Annotated in this window: 21 protein-coding genes and 4 tRNA genes; 8 read left to right on the forward strand and 17 right to left on the reverse strand. The window is 59.0% G+C overall.

Translation table 11 applies throughout. The features are described from left to right. Positions 1-31: 31 nt before the first annotated feature. From rpsL to NH398_RS15975, 15 genes are all read right to left on the reverse strand, one after another. Positions 32-406, reverse strand: a complete 375-nt coding sequence (gene rpsL / locus NH398_RS15905; RefSeq protein ID WP_009098973.1) for a 30S ribosomal protein S12 — start codon at positions 404-406, stop codon at positions 32-34. A 193-nt stretch (positions 407-599) separates the two neighbouring features. Next, positions 600-4,814, reverse strand: a complete 4,215-nt coding sequence (gene rpoC, locus NH398_RS15910; protein WP_159340659.1) for a DNA-directed RNA polymerase subunit beta' — start codon at positions 4,812-4,814, stop codon at positions 600-602. 10 nt (positions 4,815-4,824) lie between these two features. Continuing rightward, positions 4,825-8,901, reverse strand: coding sequence for a DNA-directed RNA polymerase subunit beta (gene rpoB, locus NH398_RS15915; RefSeq protein ID WP_159340658.1), 4,077 nt, complete (start codon positions 8,899-8,901; stop codon positions 4,825-4,827). A gap of 361 nt (positions 8,902-9,262) precedes the next feature. Continuing rightward, positions 9,263-9,634, reverse strand: coding sequence for a 50S ribosomal protein L7/L12 (gene rplL / locus NH398_RS15920; protein WP_139527866.1), 372 nt, complete (start codon positions 9,632-9,634; stop codon positions 9,263-9,265). Between the two features lie 112 nt (positions 9,635-9,746). After that, on the reverse strand, positions 9,747-10,253 hold the full coding sequence (rplJ, locus tag NH398_RS15925) for a 50S ribosomal protein L10 (protein ID WP_044628843.1): 507 nt from the start codon (positions 10,251-10,253) through the stop codon (positions 9,747-9,749). Positions 10,254-10,551: 298 nt separating this feature from the next. Beyond that, on the reverse strand, positions 10,552-11,244 hold the full coding sequence (gene rplA, locus NH398_RS15930; RefSeq protein WP_159340657.1) for a 50S ribosomal protein L1: 693 nt from the start codon (positions 11,242-11,244) through the stop codon (positions 10,552-10,554). A 2-nt stretch (positions 11,245-11,246) separates the two neighbouring features. Then, complete coding sequence (rplK, locus tag NH398_RS15935; RefSeq protein WP_139527863.1) at positions 11,247-11,678, reverse strand: 50S ribosomal protein L11; 432 nt, start codon at positions 11,676-11,678, stop codon at positions 11,247-11,249. Between the two features lie 122 nt (positions 11,679-11,800). Next, complete coding sequence (gene nusG / locus NH398_RS15940) at positions 11,801-12,334, reverse strand: transcription termination/antitermination protein NusG (RefSeq protein WP_159340656.1); 534 nt, start codon at positions 12,332-12,334, stop codon at positions 11,801-11,803. An 8-nt stretch (positions 12,335-12,342) separates the two neighbouring features. After that, positions 12,343-12,726, reverse strand: coding sequence for a preprotein translocase subunit SecE (secE, locus tag NH398_RS15945; RefSeq protein ID WP_159340655.1), 384 nt, complete (start codon positions 12,724-12,726; stop codon positions 12,343-12,345). Positions 12,727-12,798: 72 nt separating this feature from the next. Further along, positions 12,799-12,874, reverse strand: a tRNA-Trp gene (locus tag NH398_RS15950). Between the two features lie 148 nt (positions 12,875-13,022). Continuing rightward, positions 13,023-13,097: transfer RNA gene (locus NH398_RS15955), tRNA-Thr, on the reverse strand. A 15-nt stretch (positions 13,098-13,112) separates the two neighbouring features. Then, positions 13,113-13,186 (reverse strand) — tRNA-Gly (locus NH398_RS15960). A 106-nt stretch (positions 13,187-13,292) separates the two neighbouring features. Next, positions 13,293-13,376: transfer RNA gene (locus tag NH398_RS15965), tRNA-Tyr, on the reverse strand. A 126-nt stretch (positions 13,377-13,502) separates the two neighbouring features. Continuing rightward, on the reverse strand, positions 13,503-14,342 hold the full coding sequence (locus NH398_RS15970) for a type III pantothenate kinase (protein WP_253019233.1): 840 nt from the start codon (positions 14,340-14,342) through the stop codon (positions 13,503-13,505). Continuing rightward, the gene (locus NH398_RS15975; RefSeq protein ID WP_253019234.1) at positions 14,339-15,322 is read right to left on the reverse strand and encodes a biotin--[acetyl-CoA-carboxylase] ligase; all 984 of its coding nucleotides are present in this window, start codon (positions 15,320-15,322) and stop codon (positions 14,339-14,341) included. The genes NH398_RS15970 and NH398_RS15975 overlap by 4 nt, the downstream gene beginning before the upstream one ends. Before the next feature lie 163 nt (positions 15,323-15,485). On the opposite strand from NH398_RS15975, the gene typA reads away from it, so the two are divergent. From typA to NH398_RS16005, 6 genes are all read left to right on the forward strand, one after another. Next, the gene (typA, locus tag NH398_RS15980) at positions 15,486-17,312 is read left to right on the forward strand and encodes a translational GTPase TypA (RefSeq protein ID WP_159340652.1); all 1,827 of its coding nucleotides are present in this window, start codon (positions 15,486-15,488) and stop codon (positions 17,310-17,312) included. A gap of 283 nt (positions 17,313-17,595) precedes the next feature. Beyond that, the gene (locus NH398_RS15985; RefSeq protein ID WP_253019235.1) at positions 17,596-19,035 is read left to right on the forward strand and encodes a sodium-dependent transporter; all 1,440 of its coding nucleotides are present in this window, start codon (positions 17,596-17,598) and stop codon (positions 19,033-19,035) included. A gap of 51 nt (positions 19,036-19,086) precedes the next feature. Then, a complete protein-coding gene (locus NH398_RS15990; protein ID WP_253019236.1) occupies positions 19,087-19,857 on the forward strand; it encodes an ABC transporter ATP-binding protein in 771 nt (256 codons plus the stop codon). Positions 19,858-19,962: 105 nt separating this feature from the next. Then, positions 19,963-20,691 carry an ABC transporter ATP-binding protein gene (locus tag NH398_RS15995; protein WP_253019237.1) on the forward strand — a complete coding sequence of 243 codons (729 nt, stop codon included), beginning with the start codon at positions 19,963-19,965 and terminating at the stop codon, positions 20,689-20,691. A 16-nt stretch (positions 20,692-20,707) separates the two neighbouring features. After that, positions 20,708-21,712 carry a branched-chain amino acid ABC transporter permease gene (locus NH398_RS16000; protein ID WP_159340648.1) on the forward strand — a complete coding sequence of 335 codons (1,005 nt, stop codon included), beginning with the start codon at positions 20,708-20,710 and terminating at the stop codon, positions 21,710-21,712. After that, positions 21,712-23,037 carry a branched-chain amino acid ABC transporter permease gene (locus NH398_RS16005; protein ID WP_253019238.1) on the forward strand — a complete coding sequence of 442 codons (1,326 nt, stop codon included), beginning with the start codon at positions 21,712-21,714 and terminating at the stop codon, positions 23,035-23,037. The genes NH398_RS16000 and NH398_RS16005 overlap by 1 nt, the downstream gene beginning before the upstream one ends. Before the next feature lie 72 nt (positions 23,038-23,109). On the opposite strand, the gene NH398_RS16010 is transcribed toward NH398_RS16005, so the two are convergent. After that, complete coding sequence (locus tag NH398_RS16010) at positions 23,110-24,318, reverse strand: ABC transporter substrate-binding protein (protein WP_159340646.1); 1,209 nt, start codon at positions 24,316-24,318, stop codon at positions 23,110-23,112. A gap of 97 nt (positions 24,319-24,415) precedes the next feature. Next, positions 24,416-24,664 carry a hypothetical protein gene (locus NH398_RS16015; protein WP_253019239.1) on the reverse strand — a complete coding sequence of 83 codons (249 nt, stop codon included), beginning with the start codon at positions 24,662-24,664 and terminating at the stop codon, positions 24,416-24,418. A gap of 66 nt (positions 24,665-24,730) precedes the next feature. Here NH398_RS16015 and NH398_RS16020 point away from each other — a divergent pair, with 66 nt between their 5' ends. After that, a complete protein-coding gene (locus tag NH398_RS16020) occupies positions 24,731-25,534 on the forward strand; it encodes a TlpA disulfide reductase family protein (protein ID WP_253019240.1) in 804 nt (267 codons plus the stop codon). Positions 25,535-25,649: 115 nt separating this feature from the next. Then, positions 25,650-26,847, forward strand: a 1,198-nt coding sequence (locus NH398_RS16025; protein WP_253019241.1) for an SNF2-related protein, incomplete at its 3' end; no start/stop codon positions are given.

Consider the following 26,847-nt stretch of genomic DNA (forward strand, 5'->3'; position numbering starts at 1 on the left):
GCCGCAGCGCTGCACGCTGCGATAAGCCGTCTTAGGACTTCGGACGCTTAGTACCGTACTTAGAACGACCCTGCTTACGGTTCTGTACGCCAGAGGTGTCCAGGGCGCCACGAACGGTGTGATAACGCACACCCGGCAAATCCTTTACACGACCGCCGCGGATCAGAACAACAGAGTGCTCTTGCAGGTTGTGACCTTCACCACCGATGTAAGAAGACACTTCAAAGCCGTTGGTCAGGCGCACACGGCAGACCTTACGCAGTGCCGAGTTCGGCTTCTTAGGGGTAGTGGTGTAAACGCGCGTACATACGCCACGTTTTTGCGGGCATGCCTGAAGCGCAGGCACGTCACTCTTGGTGACGGGGCGCTTGCGCGGCTTGCGCACTAGCTGATTAATCGTTGCCATGGTGTTTAGCTGACTCCAATGGTTGCCTTAGCCTTTAACAAGTACTAGCAGCGGATGCGGGCGCACCCGCCCCACTGTTAAAGGCTGCGCATTCTAAAGGCTGACCCTAGGTGGCGTCAAGTCTTGCCGACGGATTCGCCGACAAGACCGTGCTCTTTGGGCCAGCCACTCGTGTTGCTCGTTGTACCGGTGGTTACAGATCGTCGTCTGAATCCAGGGCGGTCAACTGAGCGCCAAGCTCCTGCTCTACCTCGGTCGCCGAGGGGTTGAACAGACGCTCTACGTCTTCGCGCTTGCGACGACGCTCTGCGTGGTGGGTCAGACCGGTACCTGCCGGAATCAGACGTCCAACCACCACGTTCTCTTTCAGGCCGCGCAGGTAGTCGCGCTTGCCGGTGACCGCTGCTTCGGTCAGTACGCGGGTCGTTTCCTGGAACGACGCGGCGGAGATGAACGATTCAGTGGCCAAGCTGGCCTTGGTGATACCCAGCAGCAAGCGTTGATACTTGGCCGGGAACTTACCTTCTTTCTCGAGTCGTGCGTTCTGTTCGAGGACGCGCACGAGCTCGGCCTGGTCGCCGGTGATGAAGTCAGAGTCGCCGGAGTCGGTGATCTCTACCTTACGCAGCATCTGACGCACGATCACTTCGATGTGCTTGTCGTTGATGCCAACACCCTGCAGACGATAAACGTCCTGGACTTCAGCCGTGATGTACTTGGCCAGTTCCGCAACACCCAGCAGACGCAGGATATCGTGCGGGTTACTGGGGCCATCGGAGATCACTTCACCCTTCTCGACCGCTTCACCTTCGAACACGGCGATTTGACGCCATTTCGGGATCAGCGCTTCGAACGGATCGCCAGATTCCGGGGTAATCGTCAGACGACGCTTACCTTTGGTCTCTTTGCCGAAGCTCACCACACCGCTGATTTCCGCCAGAATGGCAGACTCTTTCGGTTTACGCGCTTCGAACAGGTCGGCCACGCGCGGCAGACCACCGGTGATGTCCTTGTTACCAGACGCCTCGACCGGAATACGAGCAACGACTTCACCGACGCCGATGGTCGCGCCATCGTCTACGGAGATAATCGAGTTGCCCGGCAGCAGGTACTGGACCGGCGTGTTGGAGCCGGATACAGAAACGTACTCGCCAGCAGCGTCTTTCAGCATCACCATCGGACGCTTGTCACGACCTGCCATCGGGCGTGCGGCCGATTCGATGACTTCGATAGACGATAGACCGGTCATCTCATCGACGCTGCGGTGCATGGTGACACCCTCGTCGAGATCGATGAACTGCGCCTTACCTTCTACCTCGGCAATGATCGGGTGCGTGTGCGGATCCCACTTGGCCACGACCGCACCGGCATCGACCACGTCACCGTCGCGTACGGAGAGCTCAGCACCGTAGGGCAACTTATAGTACTCACGCTCACGACCGTGATCGTCGGCGACCGCCAGGGCGCTCGAACGGGACACCACGACCAGCTTGCCGTCGGCACGCTCAACGTGCTTGATGTTGTGCAGGCGCACTTTACCGCCGTGCTTGACCTGAACGCTATCGACCGCAGAAGAACGCGAGGCCGCACCACCGATGTGGAACGTACGCATGGTAAGCTGGGTACCCGGCTCACCGATCGACTGGGCGGCGATGACACCGACAGACTCACCGATGTTGACCTGGTGGCCACGGGCAAGGTCACGACCGTAACAGGACGAACATACGCCGTGTGCGGTGTCACAGGTAATCGTGGAGCGTACGACGATCTCGTCCACGCCCATGGTGTCCAGCGACGCACACCACTTCTCGTCCAGCAGCGTGTTGCGCGGAATCAGCACTTCTTCCGTGCTCGGATCGACCACGTCCTGCGCGACGACACGGCCCAGTACGCGCTGAGACAGCGGTACGATGATGTCGCCACCCTCGATGATCGGGTGCAGCGTCAGGCCGTTTTCGGTGCCACAGTCGGTCTCGGTAATGACCAGATCCTGCGCCACGTCGACCAGACGACGGGTCAGGTAACCGGAGTTAGCCGTTTTCAGAGCCGTATCCGCCAGACCTTTACGTGCACCGTGGGTCGAGATGAAGTACTGCAGTACGTTCAGACCTTCACGGAAGTTGGCCACGATCGGCGTTTCGATGATCGAGCCATCCGGCTTGGCCATCAGGCCACGCATACCCGCCAGCTGGCGGATCTGGGCGGCACTACCACGGGCACCGGAGTCGGCCATGATGAAGACGCTGTTGAAGGAGTCTTGCTCGACTTCATTACCGTCACGATCGACGACCGTCTCTTTCGAGATGCCGACCATCATCGCCTTGGCCACTTTATCGTTGGCCTTGGACCAGATATCGATGACCTTGTTGTACTTCTCGCCTGCCGTTACCAGACCGGAAGAGAACTGATCTTCGATCTCTTTAACTTCTGCTTCTGCCGCATCGACGATCTCGGTTTTGGCTTCGGGGATAACGAAGTCGTTCACACCGATCGAGGCACCGGACCAGGTCGCCAGACGGAAGCCGGTGTACATCAGCTGGTCAGCGAAGATGACCGTGGGCTTCAGGCCCGCACGACGGTATACCTCGTTGATCAGGCTGGAGATCGCCTTCTTCTTCATCGGCTGATCGATCAGCGCGAACGGCACGCCTTCCGGCAGAATGCGGAATAGCAGCGCACGACCCACGGTGGTGTCGTAAAGGCGACGATGCTCGGAGCGCTCACCGGTCTCTTCGTCGACATCCACTTCATCCAGACGCACCTTAACGCGGGCATGCAGCGACACGGACTGAGTGCCGAACGCACGCTCCACCTCGTTGAGGTCGGAGAACACCATGCCTTCGCCTTTGGCGTTGATCTTCTCACGGGTCATGTAGTACAGACCCAGAACAACGTCCTGCGACGGGACGATGATCGGCTCGCCGTTAGCAGGCGACAGCACGTTGTTAGTCGCCATCATCAGCGCACGTGCTTCGAGCTGTGCTTCCAGGGTCAGCGGTACGTGAACCGCCATCTGGTCACCATCGAAGTCGGCGTTGTAGGCCGCACAGACGAGCGGGTGCAGTTGGATCGCCTTACCTTCGATCAGCAGCGGTTCGAACGCCTGGATACCCAGACGGTGCAGCGTTGGCGCACGGTTGAGCAGTACCGGGTGTTCGCGAATAACGTCGGCCAGGATGTCCCACACTTCCGGCAGCTCGCGCTCGACCATCTTCTTCGCCGCTTTGATCGTGGACGCATGGCCCAGCGACTGCAGCTTGGAGTAGATGAACGGCTTGAACAGCTCGAGCGCCATTTTCTTCGGCAGACCACACTGGTGCAGACGCAGGGTCGGACCAACGGTGATGACCGAACGGCCAGAGTAGTCCACGCGCTTACCGAGCAAGTTCTGACGGAAGCGACCCTGCTTACCCTTGATCATGTCGGCCAGGGATTTCAGCGGGCGCTTGTTGGAACCGGTAATCGCACGGCCACGGCGGCCGTTGTCCAGCAGCGCGTCGACCGCTTCCTGGAGCATCCGCTTCTCGTTGCGCACGATGATGTCCGGCGCGTTGAGGTCCAGCAGACGCTTCAGGCGGTTGTTACGGTTAATCACACGACGGTAAAGGTCGTTGAGATCCGATGTCGCGAAGCGGCCACCGTCCAGCGGTACCAGCGGACGCAGATCCGGCGGTAGCACGGGCAGCACTTCCATGACCATCCACGCCGGCGCATTGCCGGAGTGGTAGAATGCTTCCAGCAGCTTCAGGCGCTTAGACAGCTTCTTGATCTTGGTTTCAGAGTTCGTCTGCGGAATTTCTTCACGCAGATGGTTGATCTCCTCTTCCAGATCGATGTCTTTCAGCAGCTCTTGGACCGCTTCGGCACCCATGCGGGCGTCGAAGTCATCGCCGAACTCTTCCAGCGCTTCGAAGTACTGCTCGTCGTTGAGCAGCTGACCACGCTCCAGCGTGGTCATGCCGGGGTCGATGACCACGAAGCTTTCGAAGTAGAGCACGCGCTCGATATCACGCAGGGTCATATCGAGGAACATGCCGATACGCGACGGCAGAGACTTCAGGAACCAAATGTGAGCGACCGGCGATGCCAGCTCGATGTGGCCCATGCGCTCACGGCGCACGGCTGCCTTGGTGACTTCGACGCCACACTTCTCACAGATGATACCGCGGTGCTTCATGCGCTTATATTTGCCGCACAAGCACTCGTAGTCTTTGACCGGGCCGAAAATCTTGGCGCAGAACAGACCATCCCGTTCCGGCTTAAAGGTACGGTAGTTGATGGTCTCAGGCTTCTTCACCTCGCCGAAGGACCAGGAGCGAATCATGTCCGGCGACGCCAGGGTAATCTTGATCGCGTCAAACTCTTCGGACTGAGATTGCGATTTGAGTACTTTCACCAAATCTTTCATTGGACGGCTCCTAGCTCTCTAACTCGATATCGATGCCCAGCGAGCGGATTTCCTTCACGAGTACGTTGAAGGATTCCGGCATGCCTGCCTGCATGGTGTGGTCGCCATCCACGATGTTCTTGTACATCTTGGTGCGGCCTTCGACGTCGTCCGACTTGACGGTGAGCATCTCTTGCAGCGTGTACGCGGCGCCATAGGCTTCCAGCGCCCACACTTCCATCTCACCAAAGCGCTGACCACCGAACTGCGCCTTACCACCCAGCGGCTGCTGCGTAACAAGCGAGTAAGAGCCGGTAGAACGCGCGTGCATCTTGTCGTCTACCAGGTGGTTGAGCTTCAGCATGTACATGTAGCCAACGGTCACCGGACGGTCAAACGCATCGCCGGTACGACCGTCATACAGCGTCATTTGGCCCGACTCCGGAATGTCCGCCAGCTTCAGCAGGTGCTTGATTTCGTGCTCTTTGGCACCGTCAAACACCGGCGTAGCCATCGGCACACCGCCTTTGAGGTTCTTCGCCAGCGCGATGACTTCGTCATCGGTCAGGGAGTCGATGTCCTCGACGCGGGTACCCGGCGTGTTATACACCTGGCCCAGGAAGTCGCGAATTTCAGCAACCTGCTGGCCGCGAGCATCACGCAGCATGGCGTCAATCTTGACCCCGAGACCACGTGCCGCCATACCCAGGTGGGTTTCCAGGATCTGACCAACGTTCATACGCGACGGTACACCCAGCGGGTTCAGCACCACGTCCACCGGCTCGCCCTTCTCGTCGAACGGCATGTCTTCGATGGGCATGATCGCGGAGATAACACCTTTGTTACCGTGACGACCGGCCATCTTGTCACCGGGCTGGATACGACGCTTCACCGCCATGTAGACCTTGACGATTTTCAGCACGCCCGGCGCGAGATCGTCGCCCTGGGTCAGCTTGCGCTTCTTGTCTTCGAAACGCTCGTCCATCTCTTTACGACGGTTTTCGAGCTGTTCGTCGGCCTGGGCCAGCAGCTCGTTGTACGACTCGTCCTGCATGCGCAGCTTGAACCACTGCTGACGGGGCAGTTCGTCCAGGTACGCTTCGTCCAGCACGTCGCCTTTCTTCAGCTGCGGTCCACCGTTGACGGCTTGACCGGCCAGTGTGCGCTTCAGACGCTCGAAGGTGGCATCTTCGGCGATGCGGTAGGTCTCTTGAAGATCCTTACGCACTTCGTCCAGTTGCATCTGCTCGATGGAGAGCGCACGGGAGTCTTTTTCGACGCCGTCACGGGTGAAGACCTGAACGTCGATGACCGTCCCTTTCATGCCGGTGGGGGCACGCAGAGAGGTATCTTTTACGTCGGACGCTTTCTCACCGAAGATGGCGCGCAGCAGCTTCTCTTCGGGCGTCAGCTGGGTTTCGCCTTTGGGCGTAACCTTACCGACCAGAATGTCACCAGGGCCGACTTCGGCACCGATGTAGACGACGCCTGCTTCATCCAATTTACCCAGCGCGGACTCACCGACGTTGGGAATATCGGAGGTGATCTCTTCCGGCCCCAACTTGGTGTCGCGGGACACACAGGTCAGTTCCTGAATGTGGATCGTGGTGAAACGGTCTTCTTGAACGACCCGCTCGGAGAGCAGAATGGAGTCCTCGAAGTTGTAGCCGTTCCAGGGCATGAACGCGATACGCATGTTCTGACCCAGCGCCAGATCCCCCATGTCGACGGACGGACCGTCGGCGAGGATATCGCCACGTGCCACGTTGTCACCAGGACGCACGATGGGACGTTGGTTCATGCAGGTGTTCTGGTTAGAACGGGTGTACTTGGTCAGGTTGTAGATATCGACACCGGCTTCACCGCCGATGATTTCATCTTCGTTGACCCGCACCACGACACGACGCGCGTCGACGGAGTCAATGACGCCGCCACGGCGCGCCACGGCACACACGCCGGAGTCGCGTGCCACGAAACGCTCCATGCCGGTACCGACCAGCGGCTTGTCGGCGCGCAGGGTCGGCACGGCCTGACGCTGCATGTTCGCACCCATCAAGGCGCGGTTAGCATCGTCGTGCTCGAGGAACGGAATCAGCGCGGCGGCCACGGAGACGACCTGACGCGGAGACACGTCCATCAGCGTCACTTGCTCGGGACGCATGAAGGTCGTCTCGCCACGGTGACGTACCTGCACCAGGTCATCGCTCAGCTTGCCAGACTCATCCACGGCGGCAGAGGCCTGCGCGATAACGAAATCGCCCTCCTCGATCGCGGAGAGATGCACCACCTCATCGGTCACCTGGCTGTTGATGACTTTACGGTAAGGCGTTTCCAGGAAGCCGTAGCTGTTGGTGTGGCTGTACGTCGCCAGCGAGTTGATCAGACCGATGTTCGGGCCTTCCGGCGTTTCGATCGGGCATAGACGGCCATAGTGCGTGGCGTGTACGTCGCGCACTTCGAAGCCTGCACGCTCACGGGTCAGACCACCCGGGCCGAGTGCGGACACACGACGCTTGTGAGTCACCTCGGAGAGCGGGTTGTTCTGGTCCATGAACTGAGACAGCTGGCTGGAGCCAAAGAACTCTTTCACCGCCGCCGCAACGGGCTTGGCGTTGATCAGGTCTTGCGGCATCAGGCCTTCGCTTTCCGCCATGGAAAGACGCTCTTTCACTGCGCGCTCGACACGCACCAGACCGACGCGGAACTGGTTCTCGGCCATTTCGCCCACACAGCGAATACGACGGTTACCCAGGTGATCGATATCGTCCACGTCGCCGAAGCCGTTACGAATATTGATCAGCTCGCGTAGCACATCGAGGATGTCTTTACGATCCAATACGCCAGAGCCCGTGTCGCTTTCACGACGCAGACGACGGTTGAACTTCATCCGACCAACGCCCGACAGGTCGTAGCGGTCTTCGGTGAAGAACAGGTTGTGGAACAGCGTCTCGGCAGCCTCTTTGGTGGGCGGCTCACCGGGGCGCATCATGCGGTAAATTTCAACCAGCGCTTCCAACTGTGAGCCGGTCGTATCCAGCTTCAGGGTGTCGGAAATGAACGAACCACAGTCGAGGTCGTTGGTGTAGAGGGTTTCGATATGCGTGATACCGCCCTGCGCCATACGCTCCAGGACTTCCGGAGTGATTTCCGTATTACACGGACAGATCAGCTCACCGGTTTTGGTATCGATCTGGTCTTTGGCCAGCGTTTTGCCGAACAGGTACTCCATCGGCACTTCCAGACGCTCAAGACCCGCTTTTTCAAGCTGACGAATGTGCTTCTGGGTAATGCGGCGCCCTTCTTCCACAATCACGTTGCCTTCGCCATCTTTGATGTCGAAGGTGGCCGTTTCGCCGCGCAGGCGTGACGGTACCAGCTCCACAGAGAAACCGGTCTTCTCGATGTGGAATTTGCTGGTTTCAAAGAACTCCGTCAGGATCTCTTCGGTGCTCATGCCCAGCGCACGCATCAGTACTGACGCCGGCAGTTTGCGGCGACGGTCGATACGGACGAAGACGTTGTCTTTCGGGTCGAACTCGAAGTCGAGCCAAGAACCACGGTAAGGAATCACGCGAGCAGAGTAGAGCAACTTACCAGAAGAGTGGCTCTTGCCTTTGTCGTGATCGAAGAACACACCGGGCGAGCGGTGGAGCTGGGAAACGATAACCCGCTCAGTACCGTTGATCACGAAGGTACCGTTCTCGGTCATCAGGGGGATTTCCCCCATGTAGACTTCCTGCTCTTTGATATCCTTGATGGCCTTGTTCGAAGAGTCGCGATCATAGATGATCAAGCGAACCTTGACACGCAGCGGAGCGGAATAGGTCACGCCACGCAGCTGACACTCTTTGACATCGAATGCCGGCGTACCGAAACGGTAGCTGACGTACTCCAGGGCCGCATTACCTGAGAAGCTCTCGATCGGGAACACGGACTTGAACGCCGCGTGCAGGCCAACCTCGTGGCGCTCGTCGGGCGAACGATCCTGCTGGAGAAAGTCGTAGTAGGAATCAAGCTGGATGGCCAGCAAGTAAGGCACATCCATCACTTGGGGCAGTTTGCCGAAATCCTTGCGGATGCGTTTTTTCTCAGTATATGAGTAAGCCATCTGTATTCCCCAGCTTGTTCACCATGGGTGACCGATGCGTGGTCATCTGCCCCGCGGGCGTTTCAGACGCAGACAGCAAGCTCCTAAATCGGTAGCTCGCCGTCAAAAATCTTGATAGATAACAGTGTTACAGTAGTGCTGTTCGCGCTTTGCTGTCGCTTGCTAACATCACTCGCGCTTCACAACTTACGCGTTACAACAACGTACGCTTCACAACAACGGTCTTACTGTTTTGCTGCTTTTTACCGCAGCGCTTCTGCTGTTGCCTTGCAGCATATTACAACAGAAAAAGGCCGGCAGCGGGATAGCCCGCCGCCAGCCGTGGAAGCTTACGCAGCGCGTAAAGCCATCAGCACAAGGATTACTTGAGCTCGACGGTTGCGCCCGCTTCTTCCAGCTTCTTCTTAGCTGCTTCAGCGTCTTCTTTAGACATGGCTTCTTTGATGGTCGCCGGCGCGCCGTCAACGGCACCTTTGGCTTCTTTCAGGCCAAGACCGGTGATTTCACGAACGGCTTTGATGACGTTAACTTTCTTGTCACCAGCAGATGCCAGTACCAGGTCAAATTCAGTCTGCTCTTCAGCAGCTGCTTCGCCGCCAGCAGCCGGGCCAGCCATAACGGCCGCCGCTGCAGAAACGCCGAACTTCTCTTCCATCGCTTCGATCAGCTCGACAACTTCCATTACGGACATGTCGGCTACAGCATTGATGATATCGTCTTTGGTCAGTGCCATTGTTTCATTCCTAACTTTGCGGGAGTCTCGGTCGACCGAGAACTCAGGGTTCATTGCTTGGTTCAGGCAGCGTTGCGATCACATCGTTCACGCCGCCTGCAAGAAACGCTGCTTAGGCAGCTTCGGCTTCTTGCTTCTGGTCGCGCAGGGCGGCCAGAGTACGAACCAGCTTGCCAGCGGAGGCTTCTTTCATGACCGACATCAACTTGGCAATGGCCTCGTCGTAAGTCGGCAGGGTTGCTAGACGATCGATGTCAGCAGCCGGAATCAGCTCACCTTCGTAGGCCAGCGCTTTGACTTCGAAGTTCTTCTCGTCTTTAGCGAACTCTTTGAACAGACGAGCGGCAGCGCCCGGGTGTTCGGTAGAGAAAGCCAGCAGAGTAGGACCAACAAAGCTCTCGTTCAGACACTCCCACTGAGTGCCTTCGAGTGCGCGGCGAGCCAGCGTGTTACGAACAACACGAAGCTCAACACCGTTCTCACGGGCCTGCTTACGCAGATCGGTCATTTTGCTGACCGTAACGCCACGAGAATCGGCAACTACGACGGAGAGTGCGCCCTTGGCCGCTTCACTGACCTCGGCAACAATCGCTTTCTTGCCTTCAAGTGCTAGTGGCACAGTGATCACTCCTTCGTGCCGGAACCCATAAAGGCTCCGGTGGTTACCATCTCTTCCAAGACATACTGCTCACCTTGGAAGCCTTAGGGGATGGTGCTCACCAGAAAGCGGCTTGCGAAAAGCGTTAACCAACTGGCGGCCACACCATCTGCGCAGGCGCCCTAAGGCGATTAAGCCGCCCAATCTTCAGTAGATCAGGCGGCACCTGCGGTCTTTGACGGCGCCTCGACCGGCTGAGCCAGGCGAGGGACCGCAAAGTTCTTGCTCGGTACTAACTAAAAACCTGCCGACGACTCGCTTATACCAGCGCAGAGTGGTCGATGGTCAGACCCGGGCCCATGGTAGTGGACAGGGTGATTTTCTTAAAGTAGATACCTTTAGAGGAGCTCGGCTTGAGCTTCTTCAGGTCAGCTACCAGCGCTTCCAGGTTGCCCTGAACGGAAGCTGCGTCAAAGTCCACTTTACCCAGGGTAGTGTGGATGATGCCGTTCTTGTCGGTACGGAAACGCACCTGACCCGCTTTGGCGTTCTTGACCGCAGTTGCCACGTCAGGCGTTACGGTGCCTACTTTCGGGTTCGGCATCAGGCCGCGCGGGCCAAGGATTTGGCCCAGCTGACCCACAACGCGCATCGCATCCGGAGAAGCGATAACAACGTCGAAATCCATCACGCCTTTTTTGACTTGCTCAGCCAGATCATCCATACCCACGATGTCAGCGCCGGCTTCTTTAGCAGCATCAGCGTTAGCACCCTGGGTGAAGACCGCTACGCGTACGTCTTTGCCAGTACCGTTAGGCATAACGGTGGCACCACGTACAACCTGGTCAGATTTACGCGGATCGACACCCAGGTTGATCGCAACGTCCAGAGACTCTTTGAATTTGACAGTCGACAGCTCGGACAGCAGCGCAACGGCTTCTTCCAAAGAGTATGCTTTATTCGGGTCTACTTTCTCGCGAATGACTTTCGCGCGCTTAGACAGTTTAGCCATGATCAGAGACCCTCCACGTTTAAGCCCATGCTACGAGCGCTACCAGCGATGGTGCGCACTGCGGCATCGAGATCAGCAGCCGTCATATCCGGCTCTTTGGTTTTAGCGATCTCTTCGAGCTGCTCGCGAGTCACGGTACCAACTTTCTTCTTGTTCGGCTCACCAGAACCTGACTTGATGCCCGCTGCTTTTTTCAGCAGTACGGCCGCAGGCGGCGTCTTGGTGACGAACGTGAAGCTACGGTCAGAGTAGACAGTGATCACGACAGGCGTCGGCAGACCCGGCTCAATTTCTTGAGTGGCAGCGTTAAACGCCTTACAGAATTCCATGATGTTCACGCCGTGCTGACCCAGCGCGGGGCCTACGGGCGGACTCGGGTTGGCTTTACCTGCAGCAACCTGCAGTTTGATGTAAGCCTGTACTTTCTTGGCCATGGTAAATACTCCAGTTGGGTGATAGCGCCTGACGGCTCCCCGGTACGCGTAAAGCAGCGCTGGGCTGCTTTACATGAATCCAGGGTGGCACGCACTGCGCACCACCCTGCAACATCTTAAAATTACTCTTTTTCTACCTGTGAGAACTCAAGCTCAACAGGCGTCGCACGCCCAAAGATCAGTACACTGACCTGCAGACGGCTCTTGTCGTAGTTCACTTCTTCAACAACACCGTTGAAGTCAGCAAACGGACCATCAATAACGCGGACAGACTGACCCGGCTCAAACATCGTTTTAGGCCGCGGCTTGTCGGTACCGTCTTTCACGCGACGCAAGATTGCTTCGGCTTCGCGAGTAGTAATTGCGGCGGGCTTCTCTTTGGTGCCACCGATAAAACCCATCACTCGCGGCGTTTCATTCACCAAGTGCCAGGTTTCATCCACCATCTCCATCTCGACCAATACATAGCCGGGATAGAACTTGCGCTCACTCTTGCGGCGCTTGCCGTCGCGCATCTCGACCACTTCTTCCGTCGGCACCAGGATTTCGCCAAAGCGATCTTCCATGCCGTACATCTTCACACGCTCGATCAGCGAGCGCATGACATGCTTTTCAAAGCCGGAATAAGCGTGGACGACGTACCAACGTTTGGACATGAATGCTCCTAACCAATGACGCCGGACATCGCCCAGCCAAGAAGAGTATCGATCAACCACAGCATCAGACCCACCACCAATACAGCCACCAGCACAATAGCGGTGGTCTGAATGGTTTCAGGACGGGTCGGCCATACAACGCGCTGAATCTCTTTCTTGGCGCTGATGGCCAGCTCGACTAAGTCGCGACCTTTAGTGGTTGTTAAGGCGATCAAACCCGCAAGCGCACACAACACCACCACACCCAAGACGCGGTAGAGCAGGCCAACATCGGCGAAATAGGTATTACCAACGACTGCAACGACAAGCAGCGCCACAACCGCCGCCCACTTGAGCCCGTCATGGCGCGTCTGTTGCACCTCTGCGCCATGTTTTACGGAACTAGGCTTCATAAAAACGAGACTCCTAAGGGTGCAGCGAGCGACAAAGGAATTCTAGAAAAGACATACCAACCTGGGGAAGGTTGGCAGGCCAGGAGGGAATCGAACCCCCAACCTGCGGTTTTGGAGACCGCTGCTCTGCCAATTGAGCTACTGGCCTGTATCGTCATGTGCGCAAGCCAAACACCTACGCAACAGCGGGCGCCATTATAGCGGAGAAACCTCCACCTGACAACCCCTACTTCTACCCCCACTCAATTGGAGGGCAAAGACAAAAAAAGCGAGCTTCGCTCGCTTTCTTCGCAATATGGAGCTCATGGACGGAATTGAACCGTCGACCTCACCCTTACCAAGGGTGTGCTCTACCCCTGAGCTACATGAGCCAAAACACATCAAACTGGAGCGGGCGGCGGGAATCGAACCCGCACCATCAGCTTGGAAGGCTGAGGTTCTACCATTGAACTACGCCCGCCGAACTTGCCTATAGAATGACAATCCGTTGCACGAGTAACAGTAGCTAATGCCCGCTTACCGGCGTTTCATTCCCAAACGCTGACTAGCTCAACGCTTGCTCAATCTGGTGGAGAGGGAAGGATTCGAACCTTCGAAGCTTTCGCGGCAGATTTACAGTCTGCTCCCTTTGGCCACTCGGGAACCTCTCCAGCTGTGGCGGCACATTATGCCAGTCTCCAAAGCGGTGTCAAGCCTGCAAACTCTTTATTTATCAAAGCTTGCTGGAAGCGGCGTCTCTAAAACGCTGCTTCCGCTCTGGAACGCGCTGCATTCTGTCAAAGCAGCATGGAGAATGCAAGGCCTGCGCGAATTTTTTCTAACGATACTGGCTCGGGCACTCGCGGTGCTCCCGACATCTTTCCCGCCCGCTCGGCAAACGTAAGCGGATAGCAGGCTTCCAACCCGCCGTATACCATATCGGGCCACACCGCGTGAGGCACTTGAACACCACGGGAAACCACGCGCGCATCGCCGCCGGTCAACAGCACCGGCAGCGCCAAGCCCTGCTGATCACATACCTCACTATAAATGCGGTTGATGGCACTGACGGCCGCCATGTAAATGCCGTGGTTCACCGCATCCACCGTGCGTCGCCCAGGCTCCAGCAGCGCATCGGCTTCGCTTTCAGGATCGATGGCGACATTACGCGTTCCCAGCTTCAGGCTCTCTTTCATCAGCCGCAGTCCTGGAATGATAAAGCCACCCAAGTGCACACCGCCCGGCAGGACGAAGTCGATGGTGATGGCGCTGCCGCAATCCACCGCGCAACACCCTCCCGCCAACTGATAGCCCGCTAGCGCGCCCATCCAGCGGTCGACCCCTAGACGCCCTGGCTCGTCGTACCCGTTGACGACGCCAAGCGCTTCCGGCGTTGAGCGGGCCACATAGACGTGTCGTACTTGGCGGCGCAACAGCGCAACCGTCTCTTCGAGCACGGCGGCCCTGGCCACGCTGGAGATACGCACCGCCTCCACGACATCCAAATCGGGAATGTCTGCCCCGGGACGCCACTCTTCCCGCGTCCACACGGCACCTCGCGAGCGGATCTCACTACTCTCGGCATCCTTTAGCCGCCATTTCGACAGCGTGTTGCCGATATCCAAGTCCAAAATCATAGGCGCCTACGTACGCTGATCTCACCGCCCGACAGGCGTCGCGAGTGACCGTTTTCAGTAACCCATAGGTTACCACTTTCATCCACATCTCCGGCGACGGCGTCGCTGGAACGCTCGCCTTGAATCACGCGGATCGGCAGCCCCGCATAAGCATGACGCTGGTTCCAAGCCTCCAACCAGGGTGCAAAGCCGTCAGCTTCGAACCCCGCCAACATGTTGAGCAGCCCCGACACCATATCCGCGGCCAGTTGATTGCGAGAGATACCCGGCTGCGCATCGAACAGCGCCGCCACTGGCTGGTCGATGGCGGCACGCAGGCTATCCGGCAGCGAGAGGTTCATACCGATACCGATGACCACTTCGCAAGGGCCTGCCGCATCACCGGTCACCTCGATCAGAATGCCGGCCAACTTACCCAGCTCATCCCCCTTTTCAGCCAGCAACACGTCGTTAGGCCACTTCAGCTTGGGCGACACGCCATACCGTTCGAGCACCTGGGAAACCACCACCCCCACCGCTAGGCTCAACCCCTCCAGCGCATTGATGCCAGACTCGAAGCGCCAGCCCATCGAGACCATCAAGCTCTGGCCCCACGGGGTCGACCACACGCGTCCACGACGGCCACGCCCAGCGGTTTGCAACTCGACGAAGCAAACTTCGCCATGCCCAGCCCCTTGGGAAAAGCGCTCGCGCAGATATTCGTTGCTGGAAGGCAGCTGATCCTCTACGAACAGCCGCGTCAGTAGATGACGCGCCTCGGCGGGCAGCCGCTCGACGATCTTGGCACCTTCTAGGGGCTCCAGCGGGTACGCGAGCCGATAGCCACGCCCTTTGACGGCCACCAGCTCCACGCCCAGCGCCTCTAATTTCTTTAGCTGTTTCCACACGGCGGCTCGGGAAACGCCCAGCGCTTCGCCTAATTGTTCACCGGAATGAACCTCGCCATCGCTCAACAAACGCATCAGGTTACCGATGGTCATGTGCTTGCCCCAACTGGGAAAACGCCTATCTTAACGGAAGCGTCACAACAGCGAAAACTGCCGCGTTTAGGTTATTGACTTGCTGCTTTATTTAAGACAGCGCTGGTAGTCGACCGCCCCCAGACCCTATAATGCCGCCCTATTTTTCCAGCAGGATCGCGTCGTGATCGAGAATCTTCGCAACATTGCCATCATCGCCCACGTTGACCACGGTAAAACTACCTTGGTAGACAAACTGTTAAGCCAGTCCGGCACGCTCGACCGCAAGGCCGAAGGCCAAGAGCGTATCATGGACTCTAATGACCAGGAGAAGGAGCGCGGTATTACCATCCTGGCCAAAAACACCGCTATTCAGTGGCAGGATGGGAATGGTAAGGGTTACCACATCAATATCGTGGACACCCCTGGGCACGCTGACTTCGGTGGTGAGGTCGAGCGCGTCATGTCCATGGTGGACTCGGTACTGCTGCTGGTCGACGCCGTCGACGGCCCGATGCCGCAGACCCGCTTCGTGACCCAGAAAGCCTTCTCTCAAGGCCTGAAGCCGATCGTCGTCGTCAACAAGATCGACCGCCCTGGCGCGCGCCCTGACTGGGTCATCGATCAGATTTTCGACCTGTTCGACAACCTGGGTGCCACCGACGAGCAGCTCGACTTCCCGATCATCTACTGCTCGGCGCTGAACGGGATTGCCGGTATGGACCCGGAAGAGCTGTCCGACAACATGGACCCGATGTTCCAAGCCATCGTGGACATCGTCGAGCCGCCGAAGGTCGAAGTCGACGGTCCCTTCCAGATGCAGATCTCTGCCCTGGACTACAACAGCTACGTCGGCGTTATCGGCCTAGGCCGCATCACCCGCGGCAGCGTCAAGCCGAACCAGCAAATCAGCGTGATCACCAAGGAAGGCAAGACCCGTAAGGGTAAGGTCGGCCAGGTGATGACACACATGGGCCTCGAACGTGTGCAAACCGACGAAGCCACCGCTGGCGATATCGTCTGCATCACCGGCATCGAAGATCTGGCGATCTCCGACACGCTGTGCGACGTGAACAACGTCGAAGCGCTGCCGCCGCTGACCGTCGACGAGCCGACCGTTTCCATGACCTTCCAGGTCAACGACTCGCCGTTCGCCGGCAAAGACGGTAAGTTCGTCACCAGCCGTAACATTAAAGACCGTCTGGATCAGGAGCTGATCCACAACGTGGCGCTGCGCGTTGAGCAGGGCGAAACGCCCGAGAAATTCAAGGTATCAGGCCGTGGTGAACTGCACCTGTCGGTCCTGATCGAAACCATGCGTCGTGAAGGCTTCGAGCTGGCCGTGGGCCGCCCGGAAGTCATCATCAAAGAGATCGACGGCGTCAAGCAAGAGCCCTACGAAGAAGTCATCATCGACTGTGAAGAGCAGCACCAGGGCTCGATCATGGAAGAGCTCGGCTACCGTAAGGGCGAAATGACCAACATGAACCCGGACGGCAAAGGCCGCGTTCGTTTGGACTTCATCATCCCCGCCCGTGGCTTGATCGGTTTCCGTGGCCAGTTCCTGACCCTGACCTCCGGCACCGGCATTCTGACCAGCCGCTTTGACCACTACGGCCCGCTGAAGCCCGACGCCGCCATTGAGCGTCGTAACGGCGTCATGGTCTCCATGGTCGACGGTAAAGCGCTAGCGTACGCGCTTTATACGCTGCAAGAGCGCGGTAAGCTGATCGTCGATCACGGTACCGAAGTGTACGAAGGCATGCTGATCGGTATTCATAGCCGTGCCAACGATCTGGTGGTCAACCCCACCAAAGGTAAGAAGCTGGACAACATGCGCGCCTCGGGTAACGACGAAAACATCGTGCTGACGCCGCCAGTGAAGTTCACCCTGGAACAAGCCATCGAGTTCCTCGACTCCGATGAGCTGGTCGAGGTGACGCCGAGCTTCATCCGCCTGCGTAAGAAGCTGCTCAAAGAGAACGAGCGCAAGCGTTCCAGCAAAAAATAAGCTGACCGCCGCCTCAAAGCCCGCCACCGTGCGGGCTTTTTTGTGTAAGTTCGCAGCGTGGCGCTCTTTTTGCTTCTTCAGCGCCTATGGCCGCGTGGCCTGCGCCGTCGCCAAGCCAGCCCATTAACGCAACCTAAACGCTATCACGCTGGAAAGCGCCGGCGTTCTATCGCAAAGTAGCGCTATTCTCAGCGCGCCCTAGGGCCGCTGACACGCCATAATTCATACAAGTGTTTGGATACCTACCCCCATCCTTACACCCTTAATACGGACACTCCTTCACATGAGCGGTCATAACGTCTGGACGCATAAAGGCACGTTTCTGCTGGCAGCGGTTGGTTCTGCCGTCGGTCTTGGTAATCTCTGGCGCTTTCCCTATCTCACCGGTGAAAACGGGGGCGGTGCGTTCATCCTCATCTATGCGCTGACCATCTTTGCCGTAGGCATTCCCATCCTCATCGCCGAAACCATGCTGGGACGCACCAGTCGTCGAAGCCCGATCATGGGCATGCGGCATTTGACCAAAACGCATCGCACCTCACGGGCGTGGGAGTCGATTGGTTGGCTGGGCGCCGCCTCTGCCTTTTTGATTTTGAGTTTCTACTCGGTGATCGCGGGCTGGGCGCTGCACTACACCTGGCTGATGCTCACCGGCTCGCTGGTCGGCGCCGATGCCCAAACCATCAGCGACGGCTTCAACGCCCTCCTCGCCTCCCCCCGGCTGATGACGATGTACCATACGCTGTTCATCGCGGGATCTGCGCTAATCGTTGGCATGGGCATCCATAAAGGCATCGAATCGGGCCTACGCATCATGATGCCTGCGCTGTTCGTCATTCTGATCGTGGTGCTGATCTACGGCATCATCAACGGTGATGTGGGCGCTGCGGCCAGCTTCCTGTTCACCTTCAACATTGGCGATCTCAGCTTGGAAGGCTGGCTGCAGGCCATGGGGCAGTCGTTCTTCACCTTGAGCCTCGGCATGGGCGCGATCATGGCCTACGGCGCTTACATGTCCAGCGACGCCTCGCTGACGCGCACCGCTATTGCCGTGGCGTTCGTAGATACGGCCGTGGCCATGGTCGCAGGCCTGGCGATTTTCTCGCTAGTGTTTGGCGCAGGGCTGGAAACGGGCCAAGGCCCTGGGCTGATGTTCGTGACGCTGCCGCTGGCGTTTGCCGACATGCCGTTTGGCGCGCTGGTGGGCGGCGTCTTCTTCATCCTGGTGCTCGGCGCGGCGCTCAGCTCGTCGATCTCACTGATCGAGCCCGTCGCGGCGTTCCTGGTGGAGCGTTTCGACATGACCCGCCCCCAGGCCGTGACCATCATGGTCGTCGCCGCCTGGGCCATGGGTCTGCTGACCGTGGTGAGTTTCAACGTATGGGCGGAAGGCACGATCTTCCACAGCCTGTTTGGGCGCAGCGCCTTTGAGTTCATCGAACTGCTGACCAATATCTTCATGCCGCTGGGCGGCCTGATGATTGCCCTGTTTGCCGGATGGGCGCTGACCCAGAGCGAAGTCATGAAAGAGCTGGGCACTCACCCCACTTGGTTCGCTCTCTGGCGCTTTCTAGTGCGTTTCGTTGGACCGGCAGCGGTATCGTTCGTGTTCCTGCGCACAATCCCCCAGGTCGAGGGGTATCTGATTCCGACGCTCGGCTCGCTGATCATCGTGGCGGCTTTTGCGATTGGCCAGCGCCTGCGGCACTCTAACCCCTCATAATAATACCCATACAGCAGGCGGCGACGAGGCCGCCTGCCTTACGAGGACACCATGCAACCGCTTATCGAAGTACAACACGTTAATAAAGCGTTCGGTGGGCTACACGTCATCAACGATTGCTCCATCCGGGTGGAGAAAGGATCGATCACCGGCATGATCGGCCCCAACGGGGCCGGCAAGTCGACGCTGTTCAACCTGATCGCCGGCGCGCTGATGCCCGACAGCGGCCACATTCTGCTGGATGGCGAAGACATCACCTCGTTAAGCGCCGACCAGCGCTTTCATAAAGGGCTGCTGCGCACCTTCCAGATTGCCCACGAATTCAGCCAGATGAGCGCGCTGGAAAACTTGATGATGGTGCCCCCTCAGCAGGCCGGCGAAAACCTGTTCAACACCTGGTTCAAGCCATCGCTGGTGCGCGAACAGGAGGCCGAAGTGCGCCGCCGCGCGCTGGAGGTGATCGACTTTGTCGGGCTACACCACGTGCGCAACGAGCTGGCGGGGAATCTGTCCGGCGGCCAGAAAAAGCTCTTGGAGCTTGGCCGCACCATGATGACCGATGCCAAGATCGTTCTGCTCGATGAAATCGCCGCTGGGGTGAACCGTACCCTGCTGGGCGATTTGATGGGCAATATCGAGCGGCTCAACCGCGAAATGGGCTACACCTTCCTGGTCATCGAGCACGACATGGACATGATTTCGCGACTTTGCGATCCCGTCATCGTCCTGGCTCAGGGTAGCGTCATGGTGGAAGGGCACATCGAAGCGATACAGAACGATCCGGCGGTCATCGAGGCCTACTTCGGCTCGGACGCCGCCTAACTCCCGGCAATACGCTTCACACTATCACGACCAACAGCCCACCCACGGCTATAACAACATGATCGCGCCTGGAGACCCCAGCGCGACGTTTGCTGAGACGCGTTTATGTCATCGACACAGGCATCACCCCAGCCACTGCTTGAAGCACGCGACGTGCACGGCGGCTATGGCAGCATGAATATCCTGAACGGGGTCAATATGACCCTGTATGCCGATGAGGTCGGCGTCATCGTCGGCCCCAACGGCGCGGGCAAGTCCACCATGCTCAAAGCGGTATTTGGGCTTTTGAACGTCAACCAGGGCGAGATCCTGCTTAACGGCCAGCCGATTCACAACTTGCCACCCAACCAGCTGGTGGAGCGCGGTATGGGCTTCGTGCCCCAGGAGAAAAACGTCTTCCCCAGTCTCTCGGTCGAAGAGAACCTGGAGATGGGCGCCTACCTGAAGCCGCAGAACGTTAAGCGCATGCTGGAGCAGGTCTACGAATTTTTCCCCCCGCTGGTGGAGAAGCGTTACCAGCCTGCCGGTGAGCTTTCAGGCGGCCAGCGCCAGATGGTCGCCATGGGGCGAGCCCTCATGGCAGAACCTAGCCTGCTACTCCTGGACGAACCCACGGCGGGCCTATCACCGCTCTACATGAATGAGATCTTTGACCGCGTGAAAAAGATCAACGCCGCAGGCGTGGGCATCTTGATGGTCGAGCAGAACGCTAAGCAGGCCCTGGCCATTGCCGACAAGGGCTTTGTCCTGGCGGCAGGCCAGAACCGCTTTACGGATACCGGGGCGGCCCTGCTGGCCGACCCGGATGTCGCCAAAAGCTTTTTGGGCGGCTAGCCCGGGGGAGAAACGCGTGAACGAACTGGCTTTTTTTATTAACAACGTGGTGATTGCGGGCAGTGTCACTGGCTCGATTTATGCCATTGGCGCGATTGGCGTCACGCTGATTTTCAGCATTATGCGCTTTGCCCATTTTGCCCATGCCGACATGATGACCTTCGGTGCCTTTATGGTGCTGCTGCTCACCACGGCGTTCCCTGCCGTCGGCGCCAGCATTGGCGTGCCCACGGCGCTGATCATGCTGCCGCTGGCCATGCTGCTGACCGCACTGCTGGCAGTGGGGATCGATAAGGCGTTTTACAAGCCGCTGCGCGCCCATGGCGTGAAACCGATCGTTATGGTGATTGGCTCGTTGGGCGTCACGCTGATGCTGCAGGGCCTCATTCGTCTGTTCTCAGGTACCGGCGGGCAGAGCCTCTACGTGGATGACCGCAAAGAGATCTTCCGCATTGCTCTACCGTTCGAGGGTGCACGGGCACCCATCGTCGTCACCGAGCCGCAGATCTATCTGTTCGTGATTACCATCGTGGCGGTGATCGCGCTCCACCTATTCCTGAACCGTTCGCGGTTAGGCAAAGCCATGCGCGCCATGTCGGATAACCCGGAGCTGGCCCAGGCATCAGGCATTAATACCAATACCATCGTAGCGGTCACCTGGGTGATTGCAGGCGGCCTGGCCGCCATTGCGGGCACGCTGCTCTCGCTGGACGTGACCTTCAAACCCGACCTGAGCTTCTTCCTATTGCTGCCGATTTTCGCGGCGGCGATTGTCGGCGGCGTGGGCCACCCCTACGGCGCGATTGCCGGTGGTTTTGTGGTGGGCTTTGCCGAAACCCTGGCGGTATTCAATTGGAACGTGCTGCTGCGCCCCTTCCAAGACAGCTTCCCCGAGTGGCTGACGCTGCCATCGAATCTCGCCTTCGTGGGCACTGAATATAAGATTGTGGTGCCATTCTTTATTCTGGTGGCCATCCTGGTGTGGCGCCCGACCGGCCTGTTTAAAGGCAAGGTGATCTAATGAGCCATCCAACCAATACTCGCAACCCGGCCTACACGCCGAAAGACGCTACGCCACAGCGCCGCTTCCCGCTGCGCGAGCTGGTGCTGTTTGGCGCGCTGCTGGTCGCCGTCCTGGCGGTTTATGCCATGATGGGCGCGGCGTACAGCACGCGCATGCTGGTCGAAGCCGCCTGTTACGCCATTCTGGCGTTGGGCCTGACGATTCAGTGGGGCTACGCCGGGCAGTTTAATGCCGGGGTGATGGGCTTTGTGGCTCTGGGCGGCTTCTGCGCCATGCTGTTTAGCGTACCGGTCAACGATGCCTTCTGGGGCACGGAGCTGCCAGGCGAACTCGGCCAAGTGCTGCTCTATGGCCTTGCGGCCACTGTGCTGGTCATCGGTGCCACCAAGCTTGACCGATTGGGCGTCCCTAAAACGCTGCGTACCGTCATCGCCGTGGTGCTGGCGGTGGTGCTCTATCTGGTGGTGATCAGTCTGCTGCGCGACGTGACCAGCCAAATCCAATCCCAGGCGGGCTTTGTGGGCGGGTTTGGCCTACCGCCCTGGGTGGGCTGGATCGTCGGCGGCGCGCTGGCCGGTGGCGTAGGCTACTTTATTGGCCATGTGTGCCTTGGCCTGCGCAGCGACTATCTCGCCATTGCCACGCTGGGCATTGCCGAGATCATCAAAGCGTTTTTGAAAAACTCCGACTGGCTCACCCGCGGCACAGCAACCGTCTCGCCGCTGCCCTGGCCAACCCCTGGCCCAGCCGAGCTGGGGTTTACCCTTTCCCGCGCGATTTACCTGTCGGTGACAGCGGTAGTCATCGCGGTGATTTTCTTCCTGCTGCATCGCGCTTACCACGCTCCTTGGGGGCGGATGATTCGCGCGATACGCGATAACGAAGTCTCATCGGCGGCCATGGGGAAGGACATCAACAAGCGTCGCTTGGAGATTTTCGTGCTGGGCTGCATTTTGATGGGCCTGGGGGGCGGCATGCTGGGCACGTTCAACAGTCTGTTTGACCCGCAGGGCTACCTGCCTTTGAACCACACATTCCTGGTACTGGTAATGGTTATTCTGGGCGGCCCCGGCAATAACCTGGGTACCATCTTTGGGGCGGTGGCCGTCTACATTATCTGGATCATGTCGGAGCCACTGGCGCTGTTTTTGATGGAGCTGTTCGTCGCGCTCGGAGAGAACGCCTTTGGCTGGGAGGCACCCAGCAATATGGACAGCCGAGCGCTACAGGCGAGGGTCTTGGTGATCGGCATGCTGATCACCCTGGTACTGCGCTTTGCGCCCAAAGGGCTGCTGCCTGAAAAGATCAAAAGCCACGGTTAATACCATCAGCGCCACAAAAAAACGCCCCGCTCATTTGAGCGGGGCGTTTTGCTATCGGCAGATGGTAAGTAATTACAGATCCACCTGACCTTTGCTGGTAAAGGTGCCGTTCTCTACGGCCATCTCGACCACTACCCCCGGTACGTCGCCGTTGTCATCGAACTCGTGAGAGCCGGAGGCCCCCTCGTAGTCGATGTCGGTACCGGCAGCGATCAGCTCGACCGCTTTTTCCCACTCGCCCGGTAGAATCACTTCACCCGGTGCGCTGGACACATTGCGTAACGCTTCAGCCAGCCCTTCACGGTCGGCGCTGCCGTTCTGCTCGATGGCCAGCGCAATCAGGAAGGCGGCATCGTACGCTTGGGCTGCAAACACGGCGCTGGGATCGATCTCTGCTTCAGTGGCCGCGTTATTGAATATCTCAGTGCCGGGAAGCTCTGGGCTGCCGGGGCGGGTGGCAATCATGCCATCCAGCACGTCGGCACCAATCGCCTCGACTAAGCTGTCACCTACCATGCCGTCAGCACCCACGTACTGGGTAAACATGCCGCTCTCGTAGGCCTGGCGCAGCACCGTTTGGCCGGAGGTATCGGCATACGCCAGCACGACGAGCGTATCCGCGCCGCTGGCGGAGAGTGAGCCCAGCTCCGAACGGTAGTCGGCACGGTTATCTTCGTGGGCGAGGTTCTCGGCGACTTCGCCACCACCAGCGGTAAACGCGGCGCTAAAGGCGTCCGACAGGCCACGGCCATAGTCGTTGTTGACGAAGGTGACGGCCACGTAATCAATGCCTTTATCCAGCAGCAGCTTGGCCAGAATTTCACCCTGGAAGGCATCAGACGGCACGGTACGGAAGACCAAGTCATTGTCGTCCAGCTCCGACACCGCAGGCGCCGTCGACGCAGGAGACACCATCAGCACACCGCCAGGAATCGCGGCATTGTTGGCAGCGGCAATCGTGGCACCGGTGCACAGCGCGCCGACGATGGCCGTCACGTTTTCAGAGTTCACCATACGGTCGGCGGCGTTGGAGGCAGCCGACGCATCGGAACAGGTGGTGTCGCCCGATGGCATGGCCAGGGTTTGGCCACCCAAAATACCGCCCTGCTCGTTGACCTGCTCGACCGCCAGCTGAGCACCTGCAAAGATGGGCGGTGTCAGACTCTCAATTCCCCCGGTAAAGCCGCCCAAGAAGCCAACTTTGACCTCCGCCTGGGCCATCCCGGTTAAGGCAAGTGATGAGGCCGCTACGGCAATGGCTAATGCGCGCTTATTAATCATATTGTTTGTCGCTCCCAGTGTGTTAAGTGCCCCGACTGTCCAGCGCAGGGCTCCCCTTAATCTGGAACCGTCGCGCCAAAAACACAAGCAACGGTTTCTAACGCTCGTGGTTTTCTGACGTCGACGCGTCTAGTCGCTCTGCCAAGCGCTTCTGGCGGCGCTTGTTGCGGTACATACGCACCAGCGCAATGACCAGTGCACACGCCACCATGGCGGCCAGCACGCCGCCCTGCCAGGGGCGTGCGGCATCGCCGAGGACGGTTTCGAGGGTAATGATGAGCGCCAGGCCAAGTGCCTGGGTGCCTATGGCCAGGGCGCGCAGGGTGTCAAAAGAGGATTGCGGCATCGACATCTCCGTCATGAGTAGCGTGCATGGTATGGTGGCCCAGTGTACCTGCTTACCGGAACGACTATGAATGCCATTGCCCTCGGTCCACTGCTGATATCGACGCCACGGCTCTACGCGTTTGCCTGTGCGCTCCTGCTGCTGTTGAGCAGCCGCTACCTGCTGGGACTGCCGGCCAAGCCCCATGGCCGCTGGTTCAACGGCTTGCTGATCGTTTGGCTCATCGGCGCGCGGATGACGTTCGTTGCCCTCCATTGGGACAGCTATAGCGCCACCCCGCTGGACGCGCTGAAAGTATGGCAGCCGGGCTATCACGCCCTTGGCGGGCTGCTTGCTGGCTTGCTGTGGACCGCCTGGGCACTGCGCGCGCGGCTGCTGGCGATGATCGGCGGTCTCGCCATGACGGTCGGCGCCGCCAGTCTCTGGCTGGTGCTGGTGACACTGGCCCCGCTCAGCCAGCCGTTTGCCGTGGCATCGCTGCCCGATGTGGCCCTGGAAGATCTCGACGGTAACACGGTCCACCTTCCGTCGCTGGCCAATCAAGGCGACCGAATCATCGTCAATTTATGGGCCACTTGGTGCCCGCCCTGCCTGCGCGAGATGCCGCTATTGGAAGAGGCGGATCAGCACGACGGCATCACCGTCGTCGTTGCCAACCAGGGGGAGGACTTGCTGCCCATCGCCCGCTATTTGGATGAGCAGTCGCTCCACTTTCGCTACCCACTACGCGACCCACAGCAAACCCTGATAGCACAGTTCCAGGCGCCGGGACTACCGACGACCGTGCTCTTCGACACCGACGGCAAAACCCTCGACGTGCACGTGGGTGAACTGACCCTCACCCAGTTAGAGCGCTGGTTGAGCGATTGACCACGATAGACCTTAATCCCCCCGCTGCTTTGCGTTAGAATCCCCCGCCCTGTTAGCCGCCGGTGACCTGCCCCGGCGGCGTACGACCCGATTTTGACGACTTCCTCGAGGCATCATGAGCGATTTTTCTCCCGGCCAGCGCTGGATTAGCGACGGCGAGGCCGAGCTTGGACTCGGCACCGTGCTTAACTGCGACGCCCGTAGCGTTACCATCTTGTTCAGTGCCAGCCAGGAAACCCGCACCTACAACACCCGCCAAGCGCCGCTCACCCGTGTGATGTTCGGCAGCGGCGACCGCGTCCTCTCTGCCGATGGTTGGCAGATGATCGTCGATGACAGCAAAGAGAGCCGAGGCCTGATCACCTACATCGGCGAAGACAGCGACGGCAACCTGCGCGAGCTGCCCGAGGCCAAGCTGGCCGACACCATGCAGTTCGACCAAGCCCGCGACCGCCTGCTCACCGGTCAAGTCGACCGCAACGACTGGTTCGACCTGCGCTTTCGCACGCTGCACCACTTTCAGCGTATTGAGCAGCACAGCGCGCTCGGCTTCGCCGGGCCGCGTATCGATCTGATTCCCCATCAGCTCTACATCGCTGACGAAGTCGCCGGGCGCCATGCGCCGCGGGTTCTGCTGGCCGATGAGGTAGGCCTGGGTAAAACCATCGAGGCAGGTCTGATTCTGCACCGTCTGCTGCTGGCAGGCCGGGTAGAGCGCGCGCTGATTCTGGTGCCCGACAGCCTGACCCACCAGTGGCTGGTGGAGCTGCTGCGCCGCTTCTCGCTGAACGTCACTCTGCTGGACGAGCATCAGAGTCAGGCCCACGGCAGCGCCAACCCGTTCGAGAGCGCCCAGCTCGTGCTGGCCAGCCAAGGCTGGCTGTTCGCCAACATTCATCGCCAGGACCAAGCCCTGGCCAGCCGCTTCGATCTGCTGATCGTCGATGAAGCGCATCACCTGGATTGGAGCCCGGAGAAGAGCGGCCCCGGCTACCAGTGCGTGGAACAGCTCGCCGCCGAGATTCCCGGTCTGCTGCTGCTTACCGCCACGCCGGAGCAGATGGGGCTGGAGAGCCACTTCGCGCGCCTGCGACTGCTGGATGCCGAGCGCTACCACGATATCGAGCGCTTCAAAGAGGAGGAGCAGCACTACGTGGCGGTGGCCGAGGCCATCGATGCTCTCGAGGAACTGCCCCAGACCGCGAGCGCCCGTGAACGCGTCGCCGCCGTAGCCGACGACCGGGATAGCCAAGCGCTGCTCGCCACGCTGTGCCACCCAGAGGCAAGCCCTGAGCAGCAGGACGCCGCCCGCG

It is taken from the genome of Halomonas sp. CnH100-B (genome assembly GCF_024124605.1).
In the GTDB taxonomy this organism is placed as follows: domain Bacteria; phylum Pseudomonadota; class Gammaproteobacteria; order Pseudomonadales; family Halomonadaceae; genus Vreelandella.

Coding starts and splice junctions, on each gene's coding strand:
- rpsL (WP_009098973.1), bottom strand. CDS start 406: ATGGCAACGATTAATCAGCTAGTGCGCAAGCCGCGCAAGCGCCCCGTC.
- rpoC (WP_159340659.1), bottom strand. CDS start 4,814: ATGAAAGATTTGGTGAAAGTACTCAAATCGCAATCTCAGTCCGAAGAG.
- rpoB (WP_159340658.1), bottom strand. CDS start 8,901: ATGGCTTACTCATATACTGAGAAAAAACGCATCCGCAAGGATTTCGGC.
- rplL (WP_139527866.1), bottom strand. CDS start 9,634: ATGGCACTGACCAAAGACGATATCATCAATGCTGTAGCCGACATGTCC.
- rplA (WP_159340657.1), bottom strand. CDS start 11,244: ATGGCTAAACTGTCTAAGCGCGCGAAAGTCATTCGCGAGAAAGTAGAC.
- rplK (WP_139527863.1), bottom strand. CDS start 11,678: ATGGCCAAGAAAGTACAGGCTTACATCAAACTGCAGGTTGCTGCAGGT.
- nusG (WP_159340656.1), bottom strand. CDS start 12,334: ATGTCCAAACGTTGGTACGTCGTCCACGCTTATTCCGGCTTTGAAAAG.
- secE (WP_159340655.1), bottom strand. CDS start 12,726: ATGAAGCCTAGTTCCGTAAAACATGGCGCAGAGGTGCAACAGACGCGC.
- NH398_RS15970 (WP_253019233.1), bottom strand. CDS start 14,342: ATGATTTTGGACTTGGATATCGGCAACACGCTGTCGAAATGGCGGCTA.
- NH398_RS15975 (WP_253019234.1), bottom strand. CDS start 15,322: ATGACCATCGGTAACCTGATGCGTTTGTTGAGCGATGGCGAGGTTCAT.
- NH398_RS15985 (WP_253019235.1), top strand. CDS start 17,596: ATGAGCGGTCATAACGTCTGGACGCATAAAGGCACGTTTCTGCTGGCA.
- NH398_RS15990 (WP_253019236.1), top strand. CDS start 19,087: ATGCAACCGCTTATCGAAGTACAACACGTTAATAAAGCGTTCGGTGGG.
- NH398_RS15995 (WP_253019237.1), top strand. CDS start 19,963: ATGTCATCGACACAGGCATCACCCCAGCCACTGCTTGAAGCACGCGAC.
- NH398_RS16005 (WP_253019238.1), top strand. CDS start 21,712: ATGAGCCATCCAACCAATACTCGCAACCCGGCCTACACGCCGAAAGAC.
- NH398_RS16010 (WP_159340646.1), bottom strand. CDS start 24,318: ATGATTAATAAGCGCGCATTAGCCATTGCCGTAGCGGCCTCATCACTT.
- NH398_RS16015 (WP_253019239.1), bottom strand. CDS start 24,664: ATGCCGCAATCCTCTTTTGACACCCTGCGCGCCCTGGCCATAGGCACC.
- NH398_RS16020 (WP_253019240.1), top strand. CDS start 24,731: ATGAATGCCATTGCCCTCGGTCCACTGCTGATATCGACGCCACGGCTC.